Genomic DNA, 17,023 nt, shown 5'->3' on the forward strand with positions numbered 1-17,023 from the left:
CCGCCGGATCGCCGGCTGATGGCCGCCGAGGAATTCGACGACACCGCCCTCGACGATCCGGATGCGCTGGCCCGCGCGGACGCGGCGTTGCGCCATCTGGCCGAGGCCGGGTCCCGGGTACGCCATGAGGTGAACGCCTCGCGGGAGGCGATGGCTGTGCTGGTCGGGGCGCCGCGCCCGCGTGCTGTGGTGGCCGCCGGGGCCGATGCCCGCTTGCTGCGCGCCGTGCTGGAGCCCTGGTGCCCGGTGCCGTTCGTGGCCTGGCCCGGGCCGAGCCTGCCCGGCTGGGCCGGGGCGTTGGACCTGGTGGTGGTCATCGCGCCGGGGGCGCACAGCCCGGAGGCCGCCTCCGCCGCCGCCGAGGCAGTGCGCCGCGGCTGCGGACTGCTGGTCGCCGCACCGGCGTCCTCGCCGCTCGCCGAGGCCTCCGCCTCCCGCTCCACGGTGCTGCTGCCGACCCAGACCCCCGACGTGCTGGCCGTCGCCGTGGTGGCGCTGCAGTCGCTGCACACGTTGGGGTTGGGCCCGGAGGTGGACGCCGAGGAGGTCGCCGCCGCGCTGGTGAACACCGCGCTGCAGTGTGGCCCGCGCAGTGATCTGAGCGGCAATCCGGCCAAGGACATTGCGATGCTGCTGGCCGAGGCCACTCCGCTGGTCTGGGGTGGATCGGTGCTGGCCGCGCGCGCCGGACGCCGCTTCGCTGAGGCGTTGCGCAAGGCCAGCGGTCGCGCCGCGCTGGCCGCGGACGCCCAACATCTGCTTCCGCTGCTGACCGCGGCCCCGCAGAGGGACATCTTCGCCGATCCGTTCGACTCCGGCCGCGTCGAGCGCCGCCCGGTCCTGCTGGTGCTCGACGACGGCGCCGAGGACCCGGCCATCCGCATCCGGCGCAGTCGACTGCTCGCCCAGGCCGAGTCCAACGGCGTGCGGTACCGGGTGCTCGACCACCACGAGGGTGGGCCGGTCAGCCGCTATGCGGCGCTGCACGCGATGGGTCAGTACGTCGCGTTGTACCTGGGGCTCGGGCTGGGTCGCCTGGCCGAGCCCAGCAAGGCCTGACGGTCAGTCACAGTCGTAGGCGTCCGGGGATTTCGGGTCGAGGCAGTTGTCGTAGCGGTAGTCAGCCCTGTGCTTGTGCTGGTGGCCGTGCTTCTTCCGGTAGTCGTTGCGCTGCCAGGCCGGCTGGTCGTCCCGGCCGTTGTCGTAGTGGATGCCCCAGTCGCTGACGTCGTCCGGGGTTGGCTTGTCCTTGTCCGTGCCGAAGATGTCGGTGGACTCCACCGGCGGCGTATCGGTGGTCGCGGTGTCGGGCTCCGCCGCCGCGTTCCCCAAGCGCTGAATCGCGTCCGCGCGGCGCTGGGCGGGATCGGCGGGTAGGCCCAGCGCCGCGGCCATGGCGTCGGCCCAGATCGGCCCCGGCAGCTCTCCGCCGGTGGCCTCGTCCAACTGGTCGTCGCCGACCAGGATGTTGCGCAGCGGCGCAGTGGAGTCGGGGTGGCCGGCCCATACCGCGGCGGCCAACTTCTCGGTGTAGCCGACGAACCACACCGCGGTGGCGTTGTCGGTGGTGCCGGTCTTGCCGGCCGCGGGCACCGCGCCCAACGTCATGCCGGCGCCGGTGCGGCCGGGGTCCGGCCCATCGATGACGCCGCGCAGCAACTGGGTGGCCGTGGTGGCGGTGTCGGACGGCATCACCTGTTCGCAGGATTTTCCGGGCACCAGCAGTGGGGTGCCGTCGGGGCCATCGATCGCGGTGATGGCGTGCGAGGCACAGTGCAGACCGCCGGCGGCCAATGTCGCGTAGGCCTCGGCCATGCGCAACGGGGAGACCTCATCGACGCCGAGAGTGAAGGACGGCACCCGACTCAACGGGGCGCCATCGGCCCGCCGCAGCCCCATCCGCTCGGCCAAGCCGGCCGGCTCACACAACCCGGTGCCCTGCTCCAACTGCACGAAGTAGGTGTTCACCGAGTGGGCGATGGCCCGGCGCATGTCGATCGGGCCGTAGGACACCCCATTCTCGTTGCCCACCTGATAGGTCGGGAACGCCTTGTTTCCATCGCACCCGTGCAGGCCGTCCACGCTGACGTGCCCCGGCGCGTCGATGACGGTGTTCGGGCCGATCCCGTCGTTGAGTGCGGAGGCGAGCACGAAGGTCTTGAACACCGAACCCGCCTGGAACCCATGACTGCCGCCCTGGTCCGCGTCCAGCGCCCAGTTCACCATCGTGCGGCCGGGTCCGCTGCCGTAGTCGCGGGACAACGCGATGGCCTTGACCGCGCCGGTGCCGGGTTCGGTCATCACGATCGCCGCGCCGTAATCCTGATCGGGGTGCACCCGGGCCCGCACCGCGGCGTTGGCCGCTGCCTGCACTGTCGGGTCGAGAGTGGTGTGCACGGTCAACCCGCCGGTGAGCAAGCGCCGCACGCGTTCCTCCGGGGTCGGTCCCAGGGCGGCCATCGACCGCACCTCGGCGAGCACGTAGTCGCAGAAAAATGGCTCGCTCGCCGCTTCGCAGCCGACCGACACGGCGGTCGGCGCCAGGTCCAGTGGGTCGACGGCGTACCGGTCGGCGTCGGTCGCGCTCAGCCGGTGGGTGGCCACCATTCGGTTCAGCACCACGTTGCGTCGGGCCAGACCGGCGTCCGGGTGGGAGAGCGGGTCATAGCCGCTGGGGGAGCGGATCAAGCCGGCCAGCAGTGCTGCCTGAGGCACCGTCAGATCCGCAGCGCTGATCCCGAAATACCGGCGCGCGGCGCTCTCGATGCCCCACGCCCCGTTGCCGAAGTACACGATGTTCAGATAACGATCCAAGATCTCGTCCTTGGACAACGCCCGCTCCACGGACAGCGCCTGACCCAGTTCGTGCAGCTTGCGGGACAACGTCTTGCGATCGGCCGTGGTGACCGCACCACTGTCGTCCGCCTGCTGCAGCAATGCCTGTTTGACGTATTGCTGGGTCAACGTGGAGGCGCCCTGACGGAAATCACCGGCCCTCAGATCGGTGACGGCTGCCCGCACCACCGCTTTCGGGTCGAACGCGCCGTGGGAATAGAAGCGCGCATCCTCGATGGCCAGCACGGCGTCCCGGGCGGCCGGGGAGATGCGGTCCAGCGGTACCGGGAGGCGGTTCTTGGCGAAGAACGTGGCCAAGACGGAGCCGTCCGCGGCCAACACGGTGGAGCGGGCGGCGGGCGCCGAATCGAGAATCCCGACACCACCGGTGGTGTCCTGAATCAGTGAGGCGCCGCGCGCGGTCAACGAGTGCAGCCCGAGCGTCAGCGGCAGCATCAGGGCCGCGGTCAACGCCAGCACCAGGGGGCGGAACGGGGCTAATTCGCGAGGCCTGGTCACGGTCGGAGCGCAGCGCTGCGGTGCCGCTGCGCCGCGTCCGCGCCCAGCAGGGCACCGAGCAGTCCGGCCGCCAGCACCGAGAGGGTGAGCGTGAGCAGCGCGGGGTCATCGGTGACCGCGTCCAGCACCGTGCGGGCGAGGGTGTTGCCCGCCGCCGCGAGCAGGACGCCGAGTGCCGGCACCGTCATGGCGCACGCCCACACGGCCACGCCCTGCAGTCGCCCGCCCGTGGTGGCCAGCCGCGCGGCCACGTAACCACCGGTCGCGAACGACACCACCACGATGGCCGTGAGCAGCAGCGCCATCAGCAGGTTGGTGCTCAGCGAGGCGTCAGTGAGCCCCGAGGTCAGCGCATTGGCGTCGCGCTGCACCGACAGCAGCAGGCTTCCCAGCAGGACGACCCCGCTCAGCATCAGCAGGCCGACGGTGGCCAACGCGCCCAACAATCCGGCCCCCGCGTCGAGCGATCGTAGATAACCGCGCGCCCGGGGCGCGGACAACCGCAGGGCCGGGGGGACGCTGGGCCGAACCACCTGGGTGCGCACGGACACGGCCGAGACCTACCGCCGGCGCACCCCGCTCAAACCCGCCCGGACCTGCGAGAACTCAAATTCCCGGCAATGCCAGCATCTGGTCCAGCGCCACCCGTGCCCAGTGTGCGACGTCCGCGTCCACGGTGATCACATTGCGGACCGTGCCCGCGGCCAACGACTCCAGCGACCAGACCAGGTGCGGCAGGTCGATGCGGTTCATCGTCGAGCAGTAGCAGACCGTCTTGTCCAGGAACGCGACCTGCTTGTCCGGGTGTGCCGCGGCCAACCGACGAACCAGGTTCAGCTCGGTGCCCAGCGCCCAGGCCGAGCCGGGCGCGGCCGCGTCGAGCATTTTGATGATGCGCTCGGTGGACCCGACGTGGTCGGCCGCACTGACCACCTCGTGTTGACACTCCGGGTGCACCAGCACGTTCACGCCCGGGATGCGCGCGCGCACGTCGGTCACGTTCGCCACGGTGAACCGGCCGTGCACCGAGCAGTGCCCGCGCCACAGGATCATCCGTGCGTCCTGCAGTTGGCGATGCGTCAGACCGCCGCCCGGCCGGTGTGGGTCGTAGACCACGCAGTCGTCCGGGGACATGCCCAGGTCACGCACGGCGGTGTTGCGGCCCAGGTGTTGGTCGGGCAGGAACAACACCTTCTCGCCCTGCGTGAACGCCCAGTCCAGCGCCCGGTGGGCGTTCGACGAGGTGCAGATGGTTCCGCCGTACCGACCGGTGAACGCCTTGATGGCGGCCGAGGAGTTCATGTACGACACCGGCACGGTCACCTCGGCCACGCCCGCGTCGTGCAGGACATCCCAGGCGTCGTCGACCTGGTCCGCCCCGGCCATGTCCGCCATCGAGCAGCCCGCGGCCAGGTCCGGCAGCACCACCTGCTGTGCGTCCGAGGTCAGGATGTCGGCGGACTCGGCCATGAAGTGCACACCGCAGAACACAATGAATTCCGCCTGCGGGCGCGCCGCGGCCTCTCGGGCCAACTTGAACGAGTCCCCGGTGACGTCGGCGAACTCGATGACCTCGTCGCGCTGGTAGTGATGGCCGAGCACAAACACCCGGTCGCCCAACGCGGCCTTGGCCCGCCGGGCGCGCTCAACCAGTTCCGGGTCGGACGCCGCAGGCAACTCGCCCGGGCACTCCACCCCGCGCTCGGAGAACGGGTCCGCGTCGCTGCGCAGCAGCAACGTCAACGGCACGGTGCTCAACGAACTCTCCTGACCCATCAGACGCCCCTGATGCTTGCATATACAACGCACGGGTCCCGGCTCAGCTTCCCGCCCGGGGCAGACTGCGCGGGTGCGCGTGCTGATCGCCCCGGACTCGTTCACCGGCACGCTCAGCGCCGTGCAGGCCGCCGAGGCGATGGCCGCCGGCTGGCGGGACAGCGCTCCGCAGGACGAACTCGTGCTCGCCCCGCTCTCCGACGGCGGGCCCGGCTTCGTCGACGTGCTGCACGCGGGTCTGGGCGGGGAACTGATCGGGCTCACCGTGCACGACCCGCGGGGCGAACCGGTCCCGGCGAGCCTGCTGCGGGTCGGCGAGGTCGCCTACCTGGAATCCGCGCAGGCCGCCGGGCTGCACCTGATCCCCGTCGAGCGCCGCGACCCGACCCACACCAGCACCTACGGCGTGGGCGAACTGATCGCCACCGCGGTGGACGCCGGCGCCCGGCGCATCGTGCTCGGCCTGGGCGGCTCCGGTACCAACGACGGCGGCGCCGGCGCGCTGGCCGCGCTCGGCGCGCAACCGGCGGAGCTGCTGCGCTCCGGCGGCATCGCGCTGCGGGAGCTGGACCCCGCGGCATTGAACCTGGCCCCGGCGCGGTCACGGCTGCAGGGCGTCGCGCTGCAACTGGCCACCGACGTGGACAGCGTGTTGCTCGGCCTGCGCGGAGCCAGTGCCACCTTCGGCCCGCAGAAGGGCGCCGACCCGGACGCCGTGCAGAGGCTGGACGCCGCGCTGGAGCACTTCGCGCGGGCCGCACAGCCGGGCGTGGGCGTGAACATGACCGGATCCGTGGCCGTCGCGCCGGGTGCCGGTGCGGCCGGTGGGCTGGGCTTCGGGCTCATGCTGCTGGGCGCCACCCGGCTGGCGGGCATCGCCACGATTGCCGAGCTCACTGGGCTCACCGACGCGATCGGCAGCGTCGACGTGGTGCTCACCGGGGAGGGCAGCTTCGACTGGCAGTCGCTGGCCGGGAAGGTGGTGGCGGGCGTCGCCACGATGGCCGGGGAGCATGCCCGGCCGTGCCTGGTGCTGGCCGGTCGGGTCGAGGTGGGGCGCCGCGAGTTCGCCGCTTTGGGCGTTTCTGCGGCTTATGCGGTCACCGACGAGGTGGATGCAGCGGAGGCGTTGGCCCACCCGGCCGAGCACCTGCGCGCGCTCGCGGCCCGCGTTGCGCGCAGTTGGTCGCACTCAATGTGACGCCCGGCACACTCCGGGCGCAGGCTCGCAGGGGAATACCACTGCCCCCTGAATGTGTCAGCATGGTGGAGCACCCGCACCAAAATTCGGCAGGAGCGAACTGATGACGGTTTCCGGCGAGACGGCCACCGGTGTAATTCTCACCGACGCGGCAGTGATCAAGGTGCGTCACCTCCTCGATCAGGAGGGCCGGGACGACCTGCAACTGCGCATCGCCGTGCAGCCCGGCGGGTGCTCGGGCCTGCGCTACCAGCTGTTCTTCGACGAGCGCGCCCTCGACGGTGACGCGGTCTTCGACTTCGACGGCGTGAAGATGGTCGTCGACCGGATGAGCGTGCCCTACCTGGGCGGGGCCAGCATCGACTTCGTGGACACCATCGAGAAGCAGGGCTTCACGATCGACAACCCCAACGCGGGCGGGTCATGCGCCTGCGGGGATTCTTTTCACTAACCCGTAGCCGGCTGACAGTCCGGCTGGTCGTCCACCGGCGGTGCGGCGATGATCCGCCAGGTCTGCATGTGCCAGCCCCATCGGGTGCCGGACGGCGCGACCAGTAACGCGTTGTACGCCTCGTGTGCCGCCGCGGCCCGGATCACCGTGCAGCGGCCCAAGCCGGCCAGGTCCACCGACTGCACCGGCCAGTCCCGGTCGGGCGTGCTCGGTATCGCTGCCGCGGACATGGCCAACCGATCCGGGACCACCGGGGTCGGGTCGGAAACCCCGGTGGGCACCAACGTCCGCGGATTGTCCTCCAGGCGCCGCACGTACCGGGCCGCGGCAGATCGCCGGCGCGCGTCGGCAGCGGAGTCCTCTCCTCGCGGGGAGAAGGTGGCAAAGCTGGAGTGATACAGCCGCCCGTCGCGGCGCACCGCAATCACTGTGACGATGGCGTCGGGGATCGGCTTGTCGTGGTGGTCCGCATCGGCCAACCCGGCCCGCGCCGCCAGATAGAGCAGCCGGCCCAGCGCCGGTTCGGTCAGCTGACGACGGCTCAGTCGCACCACGCCGGGCGGTGACGCGTTCGCGGCTGCCGGGTCGACGCTGATCATCGTGCCGTCGGCGTAGACGCTGACCGGCGGTGGCGGCGGCACGTCCGGCGGCCCGGCGAACCCACCGAACTGACTGATCCGCAGCACGACGTCATCCGCGGTGTGGGCGGGCGCCGGCGGTGCCGCGGGCGCCGGTGTGGGGCCGGGAGTGCCGAGTGGATTGGGCACGGTGTCCGCGGAGGATCGGCCCGCGCTGCAGCCCGCCCCCAGGATGGCAAGGGTGAGCAGAACCATCACCCGGCGCCGTGCCTCAGTGCGCAGCTCAGCTCCCGTAGCCCGCCAGACCCTCGGTCAGTTTCCCTATGCCATCGGGAATTTGGACGACCGCTGCGTGCCACGGTAGCGGGGCCGGGGCCCGATTCACCGGGTACAGCGCGGCGAGGCGTTCGGCGTCGGCCCCCATTTCGACGAAATCCGGAGTGGGGACGATCGCGTTGCGTTCGGCCATGACTCCTCCAGAGGCGTTCGACTGCCCACCAGCTAAGCCCCTCGCACCGGACGAATCCAGACGTACCTGGCGGTAGCCTGCTCGGACCTTTGTCGCATGTCTCACCCCGAGGACTGCCGCCGTGAACATCGCCGTCACCGGCTCGATCGCCACCGATCACCTGATGAGCTTCGACGGCCGGTTCGCGGACTCCCTGGTGCCCGAGGCACTGGCCAAGATCTCCGTCTCGTTCCTGGTGGAAGACCTCGAGGTGCGCCGCGGGGGCGTCGGCGCGAACATCGCGTTCGGCATGGGGTACCTGGGTCTGCGCCCGATCCTGATCGGCGCCGCCGGCGAGGACTTCGAGCCCTATCGGGCCTGGTTGGACAGGCACGGCGTGGACACCGGTTCGGTGCTCATCTCCGAGCTCAAGCACACCGCCCGCTTCGTCTGCACCACCGACCGCGACCAGGCTCAGATCGCCTCGTTCTACGCGGGTGCGATGAGCGAGGCGCGGGAGATCGAACTCGCGCCGGTGGCTGAGCGGGTCGGGGGACTGGACCTGGTGCTGATCGGGGCCAACGACCCGGCGGCCATGGCCCGGCACACCGTCGAGTGCCGGGAGCGCGGCATCCCGTTCGCCGCGGACCCCAGCCAGCAGGTGGCCTGGCTCTCCGGGGAGGACATTGCGAACCTCGTCGACGGCGCGGCCTACCTGTTCACCAACGAGTACGAGGCCGCGGTGGTGGAGAAAAAGACCGGCTGGTCGACCGACGACATCGCGGCCCGGGTGGACGTCCGGGTCACCACGCTGGGTGCCGAGGGCGCGCGGATCGAGGCCCGGGGTGCGGAGCCGGTGCACATCCCGGTGGCCACGGTGGAGCGGGTGGTCGAACCGACCGGCGTCGGCGACGCCTTTCGCGCCGGCTTCCTGGCCGGCCGCTCCTGGGGTTTAGAGCTCCAGCGCAGCGCGCAGGTGGGCTCGGTGCTCGCCGCCCACGTGGTGGAGACCCTGGGCACCCAGGAATACCGACTGGCCCGCGACACCTTCGTCAAGCGGCTGAGCGATGCCTACGGCGCGGCCGCGGCGGCCGAGGTGGAACCACACCTGGCCGCGCTGCGCGCCTGATCGCAGTGCCGGTCGATCCGGGTCCCTCCGTCTGGGTGTTCCCGCCGGTCAGCGCAGCGGCGGCGGACAGCGGCCTGGTCGGCGTCGGCGCAGACCTGGCGCCGGCCACCCTGCTGGACGCCTACCGGCACGGCATTTTCCCGATGCCGGTGGCCAAACGCGGCCCCATCGGCTGGTGGTCGCCGGACCCACGCGGCATCCTGCCCACCACCACCGCGCGGGTGGCCCGGTCGCTGGCCCGCACCCGGCGACGCTTCGAGATTCGGGTGAACACCGCCTTCGCGGAGGTGGTGGACGCCTGCGCGGACCCGGGTCGTCCGCACGGCTGGATCAATCCGGCCATGCGCCGCGCCTACCGGCAGCTGCACGATTTGGGCTGGGCGCACAGCGTGGAGGCGTTCGCGGTCGACGACGGCCAACTGGCCGGCGGCGTGTTCGGCATCGCGATCGGCGGGCTGTTCGCCGGCGAGTCGATGTTCCACCGCCGCACGGACGCCTCCAAAGCGGCGCTGCTCGGGCTCTGCGACCTGCTGAACGCGTCCGACGGCCCACCCGAGCAGCGCCTGTTGGACGTGCAGTGGACCACGCCGCACCTGGTCTCGCTGGGCGCGGTGGATGTCCCGCGGGAGGCCTATCTCGATCGGCTGGCAAGCGCTTTGTCACTGTCCGTGCCCGAAGTGTTCACCTACCGCTGACAGCGGCTTGGCTCTGCGCAGACCGTCCGGCCGGCCCAATTGATGTTGGATGGGAGCGTCGGGAGGTAACGCGCCGCGATGACCACGGAACTGGGACGGCCGCGGGCGGCCGGGCCGTTGGTCCCGGCTGCCCGCACGTCCCGGGACCCGGCCCCGGCCCGCCATCGGGGCGACACCGCCTGGGTCTGGGTAATGGCCGTCGGGTTCTTCGCGCTCTACACCGTGGTTTCGGTGCGCCAGCACGTCCGGCTGCACTCCACCGGCTACGACCTGGGCATCTTCGAGCAGGCGGTGCGGTCCTGGGCGCACGGACACCTGCCGCACTCGGAGATCAAGGGCGCCGACTTCCCGCTGCTCGGCGATCACTTCTCCCCGGTCCTGGCGGTGCTCGCCCCGGTCTACCGGGTGTTCCCGACCCCGCTCACCCTGCTGGTCGCGCAGGCTGCGTTGCTCGCGGTGGCCGTGGTGCCGCTGGCCTGCTGGGCGCAACGGGCGTTGGGTCGGACCACGGCACTGGTCGTCGGCCTGGGGTACGGGCTGTCCTGGGGGATTGCCCAGGCGATCGGGTTCGACTTCCACGAGATTGCCTTCGCGGTGCCGCTGATCTCGTTCAGTGTGTGCGCGCTCGGCCAGGGTCGGCCCCGGGCCGCCGTGGCGTGGGCACTACCGCTGCTGTTGGTCAAGGAGGACCTCGGGCTGACCATCGTCGCGCTCGGGGTGCTGATCTGGTTCACCGGCCGGCGCCGGCTGGGCCTGGTCGCCGCGCTGGTGGGGCTGGCGGGCACCGCGCTGGAGGTGCTGGTGCTGTTGCCGCACTTCAACCCCGATCACAAGTTCTCCTACTGGCACAGCCTGAACGACGGGCAGACCAACAAGCACAGCCCCGGCCACCTGATCTCCCGGCTCAGCGTCGGGCTGATCAGCCCCGAGCCCAAGGCAGTGCTGATCGTGCTACTGCTCGCGCCCACCGCGTTCCTCGCGCTGCGCTCACCGCTGCTGGCGCTCGCCGTGCCTACGCTGGGCTGGCGGCTGTTCTCGGACTATTGGCAGTACTGGAGCGGGCACTTCCACTACAACGCGGTGCTGATGCCGATCCTGTTCGCGGCGTTCATCGATGCGTTGGGCCGGGCCGGGCCGGGCCGACGACGCGAGGCGCTCGCGGTCAGTGCCCTGGTCACAGTGCTGTTCGTGCCCGGCAATGCGCTGTGGTCGCCGTTCCAGCCGAGCACGTGGCATCACGACCCGCGCATCGGTGATGCCCGCGCGGAGTTGGCCCGCGTCCCGGACGACGTGACGGTGTCCGCGTCCAACTCGCTGGCCCCGCAGCTGACGAACCGGGACTCGGTGTCGATCTTCGGCTGGTCCGCGGCGCGTCCCAATCCGGAGTGGATCGTGGTGGACACCGGCGAGCCGGTGAACTGGCCGTTCGACAACCTGGATCAGCAGAACGATCTGCTGAAGGCGGCCGCGCAGGCCGGCTATCAGAAGGTCGACCAGCGTGGCGATTTCCTCGTGCTGCACCGGTCGCCGCCGGACGCCCGACAGTTCCCGCCGCCGCCGGACGACACGAAGTCCTAGCGGCCGGATCGGCGGATCAGTGTTGTCGCCGGACCAGGTAGGCACGGTCGGGGCAGCCGGGGTCCGGCCCGAGGTAGTCCTGCGCCCGCATCTCACACCACGCCGGGATGTCCAATGCCGCCGCGGGATCGTCGGCCAGTACCCGGACCACCGAGCCCACCTCCACGCGCCCGATGTTCTTCGCCAGCATGATGATCGGCGCCGGGCACAGCAGGCCGATGGCATCGAGGGTCAGCGCCGGTTCGTCCGGGGCGGTCACAACCCCTCCACACCCGCGATCGCGCGCAGCTCCGCGAGCACCTTCGGCACGACCGCGATGAATCTCTCGACGCTCGCCTCGTCCACCCCGCGCGGCAACGAGACCCGCACATTGCCGTGCGAGAGCACGCCCATCGCCTCCAGCACGTGGCTCGGGCGCAGCGTGTCCGCCGTGCACGAGGACCCGGAGTTCACCGCGAACCCGGCCCGGTCCAGCTCGGTGACCAGCGCCTCACCGTCGATGTAGAGGCAGGCGAACGAGACCAGGTTGGGCAGCGTGGTCGCGCCGTCAGCGTGCAGCCCGACGTCCGGCCAGCCGGCGGCGGCCCCGCGGATCTGTTCGGTCAGGCGGGCCAGCCGCGCGTTCTCCGTGTCGGCTTCAGCGACCACCGCGGCCAACGCGGCCGCGGCGGCGGCGATCGCGGGCACGTTCTCGAAGCCGGGTGAGCGCCCTGACTCCCGTTCCCCGGACGGCAGCGGCGAACGCCACCGCGCCGAACGGCGCACCGCCAACACCCCCACACCCGGTGGCCCGCCCCACTTGTGCGCGGACGCACAGAGCGCGCCCCACCCCGCGGGCACCGGCAATCGGCCCACCGTCTGCGCGGCGTCCACCAGCAACGGCACCCCGACCGCGGCTGCGGCTGCCGCCACCTCGGCCACCGGTTGCACGGTGCCCACCTCGTGGTTGGCGGTTTGCAGGCAGGCCAGCGCGGTGTCCGGGTGCAACGCGGCGGCGAACGCGGCCGGGTCCACCCGCCCGGCGCGGTCCACCTCGACCAGGTCCACCGTGCCGCCGTTGGCCTCGTGCCATTGCGCGGTGTGCAGCACTGCGGAGTGCTCCACCGCCGAGGCCACCAGGTGCCGGCCGGTGCGGGCCCGCCCCCGCAGGCAGCCCGCCATGCCGATGCCGATCGCCGCGGTGCCGGAGGTGGTGAAGCTCAGCTCGTTCGGCGACGCCCCGATCACGCCGGCGACGATCTCCCGCGCGGCATCCAGCCGCATGCGGGCGCGTCGGCCGTCCCGGTAGAGCCGGGCCGGGTCCGCCCAGCCCGCGTCCACCGCGGCCAGCCAGGCCTCCCGCGCCGCGGGGTGCAGGGGCTCGGTGGACGCGGCGTCGAAATAGCCGTCGGGAGGCCGGTTCACCCTGCGAACGCTAGTGCGCCGGTGCAGCAATCTCCGGTGCGGCGAGTTCCGGTTGACGTGACGACCCGATAGGTTTCGCGCGATCGCATAGGCCAAGGGCCACTGGAGCGCGCATGTTGGCGGCTACCTACCACCCCGACATTCGGTCCATCAACGATTCGCTGACGGCTTCCGCGCTGGTCGCCGCGCTCCCGCTGGCGACGCTGTTCTTCATGCTCGGTGTGCTGCGGATCACGGCGTGGATCTCCGGCCTGGCGGCGTTGGTGGTCGCCGTCGTCGTGGCGTGCGCCGGGTTCGACATGCCCCTCGACCAGGCCGCGGACGTGTCGGTGTGGGGTGCGGCCTTCGGGTTCTTCCCGATCATGTGGATCGTCATCAGCGCGATCTGGGTCTACAACATGACCGTCGAGTCGGGGCACTTCGACATCCTGCGCCGTTCGTTCGCTGCGGTCAGCGATGACATGCGGATCCAGGCGATCGTCATCGCGTTCTGTTTCGGTGCGCTGATGGAGGCACTCGCCGGGTTCGGCACTCCGGTGGCGATCAGCGCCGTCATGCTCATTGCGCTCGGTTTCCAGCCGCTCAAGGCGGCCACGCTCGCCCTGGTCGCCAACACCGCACCGGTGGCCTTCGGTGCCCTCGCGACCCCGATCGTGACGCTGTCGAAGGTCGCCAGCGGGGCCGCCGACCCGAGCAACCGCGGCACCCTCACCGAGGACCACCTCGGTGCACTCGTCGGCCGGCAGACGCCGGTGCTCGCGCTGTTCGTGCCGCTCGCCCTGGTCGTGATCGTGGACGGGAAGCGCGGGCTGCGCCAGACCTGGCTCCCGGCGCTGGTGGGCGGCGGCGTCTTCGCCGTCGCGCAATGGCTCACCTCCAACCATTTCTCGATCCAGCTCACCGACGTCGTGGCGTCGTTGGCCAGCGCGCTGGCGCTGGTTGCGCTGCTGCGGGTGTGGCGGCCGGTGGAGACCTATCGCGACCTCGCGTCCGAACCAGTGGGCGGGTCCGGGAGCGCCGCTGCGCCGGACCCGGCGCCCGGTGGCGGCGTCGCGGTGCTCACCGACTCGCGCGTCGAGGTTGCCAAGGCCTACGCGCCGTACCTGGTCATCATCGCGATCTTCAGCGTTTTCCAGATCAACGGCGTGAAGAAGGAGATGGTCAAGGAGCCGTGGACGTACCTGTTCCACTGGCCCGGGCTGGATCTGGTCAGTGCGAGCGGTAAGTCGCCGGCTCCCTTCACCTTCAACTGGCTGGCCGCGGCGGGCACGCTGACCATCATCGCCGGCCTGATCACCATGCCGATCCTCGGTATCGGTCCGGCGCGAGCGCTGCGCGCGTACGTGCGCACCTACATTCAGCTGGCGCCGGCGATCATCACCGTGATGGCCGTGCTCGGCCTGGCCTACGTGATGAACAACTCCGGGCAGACCGGGGCGCTGGGCAGCTGGATGGCCAGTGTGGGTTCCGGATTCGCGCTGCTCTCGCCCATCCTCGGTTGGCTCGGGGTCGGGGTCACCGGGTCGGACACGTCCTCGAACTCGCTGTTCGGCGCCCTGCAGGTGACGGCCGCCGGAAAGGCCGGGCTCGATCCGGCCCTGATGGCCGCGGCCAACTCCTCCGGTGGTGTGCTGGGCAAGATGGTCTCGCCGCAGAACCTCGCCATCGCGGCGGCCGCCGTCGGCATGACCGGCCGCGAGGGCGACATCTTCCGCAAGGTGATCGGCTGGAGTGTGCTGTTCCTCGCGGGCATGTGTTTGCTGGTGTATTTGCAGAGCACCAGCGCGCTGTCCTGGATGCTGCCGTAGGGACTACGTCGCCGTGGGATTCGCCACGCTTCCCACGAACAGCGGGGCCCCGGTCTTGGTGTCCACGATCTCGAACAGGAACGGCCGGTCCACCCGAAACTCGATCGGCGGAATGGTCGGGATCCGCGCGGCGGTCGCGCTGACCCCGAGTGCGGTCACCGCGGACGCGGTGGTGCCCAGCCGGTCCACGGTGATGTTCGCCTTGTGCACCGCCTGTGAGGCGAACAGCTTCTCCACCGTCGTGATCGCGGACAGGTTGGCGGCGGCCGGGTCGAAGGCGTCGGAGATACCCAGCTTCGGCAGCAGCTGCTTGAGGTTCAGGTCACTGCCGAAGTCGAAGGACGGCATGGTCACGTTGACCGCGGCGGTCCTGGTCCTTGCGGCTGCGGCCAGCACCTGAGCGGTCATCAGATCCGCCGGGGTGGCCGAACCCCTGGGCAGGATCACCCGCATGGCCAGCCGGTTGCCGAAGTACGGCAACGTAACGGCCTGCCAGGTCGATCCGGACGCGTACCCGAAATCCTCGTCCTCGCGCTTCATCATCGGCACGCTCACCTTGCCGTCGGGCGCGGAGAAGTCGGCCTTGCCGGCATCGGTGAAGGCCTTGGTCCAGCTGGCCTTCAGGTACACGGCGTTGAGCAGCACCAGCCGGGTGGCCGGATCCAACTGGTCGAGGATCGTCTTGATGCGCCCGGCGGTGTGCACGTCGGCCCAGTGGTTGATGGCATTCAAGGCAGCCTGCTGCTGGGCGAAATCGGTGGTCTGCACGGCGCTGCCGAACTGCGTGCCCAGAGTGTTGGCGAAGTCCGGCAGCATTGCGTAGCCCTGCTGGGCGAACAGCGCGTTGGCGATGGTCACCACCGGCGGTGCGGGCGGCGGGTCGGAATCCACAGACGGCGACTCTGGAGCCGTCCCTCTTGGCGCCGGCGTGACGACCGGCGGAGCGGTGGAGGTGATCAGACCCGCGGTGATTGCGTTGAATGCCTCGGCCACCCCCGCCGGGAACCCGAAGGCCTTGTCGATCTGCGCCGCGGTGTCGCCCTTCGCCCCCACCCGCAGCATGGCGAACGCGTAGCCGATACTCAGCGGGGAGAACACCAGGTTCTGATCCGGTTTCGCGGCGGCCTTCCAGAACGCCGCGGCGAACGCCTCCAGCCCGTCCACGGTGTCGCCCACCGGCGCCTTCGCCTCCGGGGAGGCGCGGTTCACACTCGGTGTGATCTCCGCTGCCGAGCTGGGACTGGATTGGGCATATGTCGGGCCGCTCGAGCCGCCGCAGGCGGTCAACGTCGCCACCAACGCCGCGCCCAGCGCCACCACGCGTGTGGTTCGCGTCCAGCCCATCGTGCGCACCTCCCGTGGGGCCCGGAGCCGCTCCGGACCTCCCTTCGTGGACGCCACTGTCCACCGTTTCGTTCACCGGCGTGCCGGCCGCCCTGGCGCCAGCGTCCCGGGTGTCCCGGAGTAGGCTGCGGGCGCAGCACGATCACGGCTGTCGGCCGGGTTCGCCCGCCGTTCATTCCGTCCGTTTTCCCGCTCGGAAAGGCCCGCGTTGCGCTCCTACGGCTCCCCGCCCGACCAGCGGCGGTCCCGCAGCCCTCGCCGGTTGATCGGCCCCGGTGTCGGACTGGCTGTTGTCCTGCTCAGCTGTACCGGCTGTGACACCGCGGACCTCCCGCGGTTGGCGTTCCCGACGCCGGCCACCAAAGAGGGCCCTCGCATGCTGCTCATCTGGCAGGGCTCCTGGCTGGCCGCGATACTCACCGGCGCGGTGGTGTGGGGCCTGATCATCTGGGCCTGCATTTTCCACCGGAAGAAGAACGACGATCACGTCCCGATCCAGAGCCGGTACAACCTGCCCATCGAGGTCCTGTACACGATCGTCCCGTTCATCATGGTCTCGGTGCTGTTCTACTTCACCGCCCGGGATGAGTCGATCCTGCTGGACAACAAGAAGACGCCCGACATGACCGTCAACGTGGTCGGGCGGCAGTGGAGCTGGACGTTCAACTACCTCGACGACAAGGTGTACGACGTCGGCGCGCCGGGGCGGAGCCTGCCGCAATTGTGGCTGCCGGTGAACAAACGGGTCCGGTTCATCCTGACCTCGCCGGATGTCATCCACTCCTTCTGGGTGCCGGCATTCTTGTTCAAGATGGACGTGTTCCCCGGTCGGCAGAACCAGTTCCAGCTGACCCCGAACAAGATCGGCGTCTACGAGGGCAAGTGCGCCGAACTGTGCGGCACCGACCACTCCCGGATGCTGTTCGTGGTGCACGTGGTCAGTGACGCCGACTTCACGGCACACATCGCGCAGCTACGCGCCAACGGTCAGGGCGGGGAGCTGCAGCGCGGCGACCTGGGCACGCCCGCGGACCGCGCGCACGCCTACACGCTGCACGACGAGAACCCGGCGCCAGAAGCTGACGAGACGACCCCGGGGAGCAAGCAGTGACGATCACCGAACCCCGTCGCGTCGCCGCGGTGCCGGCGCCCCGCAAGAAGAGCATGGGCGCCGCGATCATCGAGTGGATCACCACCACCGACCACAAGAAGATCGGCTACCTGTACCTGGTCACGTCGTTCGCGTTCTTCCTGATC

16 protein-coding genes are annotated in these 17,023 nt (G+C 70.6%); 8 read left to right on the forward strand and 8 right to left on the reverse strand.

Going from position 1 to position 17,023, the window contains the following annotated elements:
• Window positions 1-18 precede the first annotated feature (18 nt).
• Window positions 19-1,059 carry an SIS domain-containing protein gene (locus tag VGJ14_14505; protein HEY2833637.1) on the forward strand — a complete coding sequence of 347 codons (1,041 nt, stop codon included), beginning with the start codon at window positions 19-21 and terminating at the stop codon, window positions 1,057-1,059.
• A gap of 3 nt (window positions 1,060-1,062) precedes the next feature.
• Here VGJ14_14505 and VGJ14_14510 read toward each other — a convergent pair whose 3' ends face one another.
• Genes VGJ14_14510 through nadA form a run of 3 tightly spaced genes read right to left on the reverse strand, consistent with a single transcriptional unit; the run spans window position 1,063 to window position 5,103 of the window.
• Window positions 1,063-3,354, reverse strand: coding sequence for a transglycosylase domain-containing protein (locus VGJ14_14510; GenBank protein ID HEY2833638.1), 2,292 nt, complete (start codon window positions 3,352-3,354; stop codon window positions 1,063-1,065).
• Window positions 3,351-3,905: a hypothetical protein gene (locus tag VGJ14_14515; GenBank protein ID HEY2833639.1), complete on the reverse strand. Its 555-nt coding sequence runs from the start codon at window positions 3,903-3,905 to the stop codon at window positions 3,351-3,353. Before VGJ14_14515 ends, VGJ14_14510 begins: the two co-directional genes overlap by 4 nt.
• A 55-nt stretch (window positions 3,906-3,960) precedes the next feature.
• On the reverse strand, window positions 3,961-5,103 hold the full coding sequence (gene nadA, locus VGJ14_14520) for a quinolinate synthase NadA (GenBank protein HEY2833640.1): 1,143 nt from the start codon (window positions 5,101-5,103) through the stop codon (window positions 3,961-3,963).
• A gap of 100 nt (window positions 5,104-5,203) precedes the next feature.
• Between nadA and VGJ14_14525 the strand changes: the two genes are divergently transcribed.
• Complete coding sequence (locus tag VGJ14_14525; protein ID HEY2833641.1) at window positions 5,204-6,331, forward strand: glycerate kinase; 1,128 nt, start codon at window positions 5,204-5,206, stop codon at window positions 6,329-6,331.
• Between the two features lie 103 nt (window positions 6,332-6,434).
• Entirely contained in the window at window positions 6,435-6,782 is a 348-nt protein-coding gene (locus tag VGJ14_14530; protein ID HEY2833642.1) for an iron-sulfur cluster assembly accessory protein, read from the forward strand.
• Here VGJ14_14530 and VGJ14_14535 read toward each other — a convergent pair.
• Together VGJ14_14535 and VGJ14_14540 are read right to left on the reverse strand one after the other, a co-directional pair.
• Window positions 6,779-7,615: a hypothetical protein gene (locus VGJ14_14535; protein ID HEY2833643.1), complete on the reverse strand. Its 837-nt coding sequence runs from the start codon at window positions 7,613-7,615 to the stop codon at window positions 6,779-6,781. The two genes, VGJ14_14530 and VGJ14_14535, sit on opposite strands and share 4 nt — an antisense overlap.
• A 28-nt stretch (window positions 7,616-7,643) precedes the next feature.
• The gene (locus tag VGJ14_14540; protein HEY2833644.1) at window positions 7,644-7,829 is read right to left on the reverse strand and encodes a hypothetical protein; all 186 of its coding nucleotides are present in this window, start codon (window positions 7,827-7,829) and stop codon (window positions 7,644-7,646) included.
• A gap of 121 nt (window positions 7,830-7,950) precedes the next feature.
• Here VGJ14_14540 and VGJ14_14545 point away from each other — a divergent pair, with 121 nt between their 5' ends.
• The 3 genes from VGJ14_14545 (at window position 7,951) to VGJ14_14555 (ending at window position 11,210) form a co-directional block, all read left to right on the forward strand.
• Window positions 7,951-8,937, forward strand: a complete 987-nt coding sequence (locus VGJ14_14545) for a carbohydrate kinase family protein (GenBank protein HEY2833645.1) — start codon at window positions 7,951-7,953, stop codon at window positions 8,935-8,937.
• Between the two features lie 5 nt (window positions 8,938-8,942).
• Entirely contained in the window at window positions 8,943-9,632 is a 690-nt protein-coding gene (gene aat / locus VGJ14_14550) for a leucyl/phenylalanyl-tRNA--protein transferase (protein HEY2833646.1), read from the forward strand.
• 78 nt (window positions 9,633-9,710) lie between these two features.
• Entirely contained in the window at window positions 9,711-11,210 is a 1,500-nt protein-coding gene (locus VGJ14_14555) for a DUF2079 domain-containing protein (protein HEY2833647.1), read from the forward strand.
• A 16-nt stretch (window positions 11,211-11,226) separates the two neighbouring features.
• Here the strand turns inward: VGJ14_14555 and VGJ14_14560 are convergent, their stop codons facing one another.
• Together VGJ14_14560 and VGJ14_14565 are read right to left on the reverse strand one after the other, a co-directional pair.
• Complete coding sequence (locus VGJ14_14560) at window positions 11,227-11,469, reverse strand: sulfurtransferase TusA family protein (protein ID HEY2833648.1); 243 nt, start codon at window positions 11,467-11,469, stop codon at window positions 11,227-11,229.
• Window positions 11,466-12,614, reverse strand: coding sequence for an aminotransferase class V-fold PLP-dependent enzyme (locus VGJ14_14565; GenBank protein HEY2833649.1), 1,149 nt, complete (start codon window positions 12,612-12,614; stop codon window positions 11,466-11,468). The genes VGJ14_14560 and VGJ14_14565 overlap by 4 nt, the downstream gene beginning before the upstream one ends.
• A gap of 113 nt (window positions 12,615-12,727) precedes the next feature.
• Between VGJ14_14565 and VGJ14_14570 the strand changes: the two genes are divergently transcribed.
• A complete protein-coding gene (locus tag VGJ14_14570; GenBank protein ID HEY2833650.1) occupies window positions 12,728-14,422 on the forward strand; it encodes an L-lactate permease in 1,695 nt (564 codons plus the stop codon).
• Between the two features lie 3 nt (window positions 14,423-14,425).
• On the opposite strand, the gene VGJ14_14575 is transcribed toward VGJ14_14570, so the two are convergent.
• Complete coding sequence (locus tag VGJ14_14575) at window positions 14,426-15,766, reverse strand: serpin family protein (GenBank protein ID HEY2833651.1); 1,341 nt, start codon at window positions 15,764-15,766, stop codon at window positions 14,426-14,428.
• 376 nt (window positions 15,767-16,142) lie between these two features.
• Between VGJ14_14575 and coxB the strand changes: the two genes are divergently transcribed.
• Complete coding sequence (gene coxB, locus VGJ14_14580) at window positions 16,143-16,877, forward strand: cytochrome c oxidase subunit II (GenBank protein ID HEY2833652.1); 735 nt, start codon at window positions 16,143-16,145, stop codon at window positions 16,875-16,877.
• Window positions 16,878-17,023 lie beyond the last annotated feature (146 nt).

It is taken from the genome of Sporichthyaceae bacterium (assembly GCA_036493475.1).
In the GTDB taxonomy this organism is placed as follows: Bacteria; Actinomycetota; Actinomycetes; order Sporichthyales; family Sporichthyaceae; genus DASQPJ01.

What these genes read in the sequence shown, in the direction of transcription:
- VGJ14_14505 (HEY2833637.1), top strand. Translation starts at nt 19, where the DNA reads ATGGCCGCCGAGGAATTCGACGACACCGCCCTCGACGATCCGGATGCG.
- VGJ14_14530 (HEY2833642.1), top strand. Translation starts at nt 6,435, where the DNA reads ATGACGGTTTCCGGCGAGACGGCCACCGGTGTAATTCTCACCGACGCG.
- VGJ14_14535 (HEY2833643.1), bottom strand. Translation starts at nt 7,615, where the DNA reads ATGGTTCTGCTCACCCTTGCCATCCTGGGGGCGGGCTGCAGCGCGGGC.
- VGJ14_14540 (HEY2833644.1), bottom strand. Translation starts at nt 7,829, where the DNA reads ATGGCCGAACGCAACGCGATCGTCCCCACTCCGGATTTCGTCGAAATG.
- VGJ14_14555 (HEY2833647.1), top strand. Translation starts at nt 9,711, where the DNA reads ATGACCACGGAACTGGGACGGCCGCGGGCGGCCGGGCCGTTGGTCCCG.
- VGJ14_14570 (HEY2833650.1), top strand. Translation starts at nt 12,728, where the DNA reads ATGTTGGCGGCTACCTACCACCCCGACATTCGGTCCATCAACGATTCG.
- VGJ14_14575 (HEY2833651.1), bottom strand. Translation starts at nt 15,766, where the DNA reads ATGGGCTGGACGCGAACCACACGCGTGGTGGCGCTGGGCGCGGCGTTG.
- coxB (HEY2833652.1), top strand. Translation starts at nt 16,143, where the DNA reads ATGCTGCTCATCTGGCAGGGCTCCTGGCTGGCCGCGATACTCACCGGC.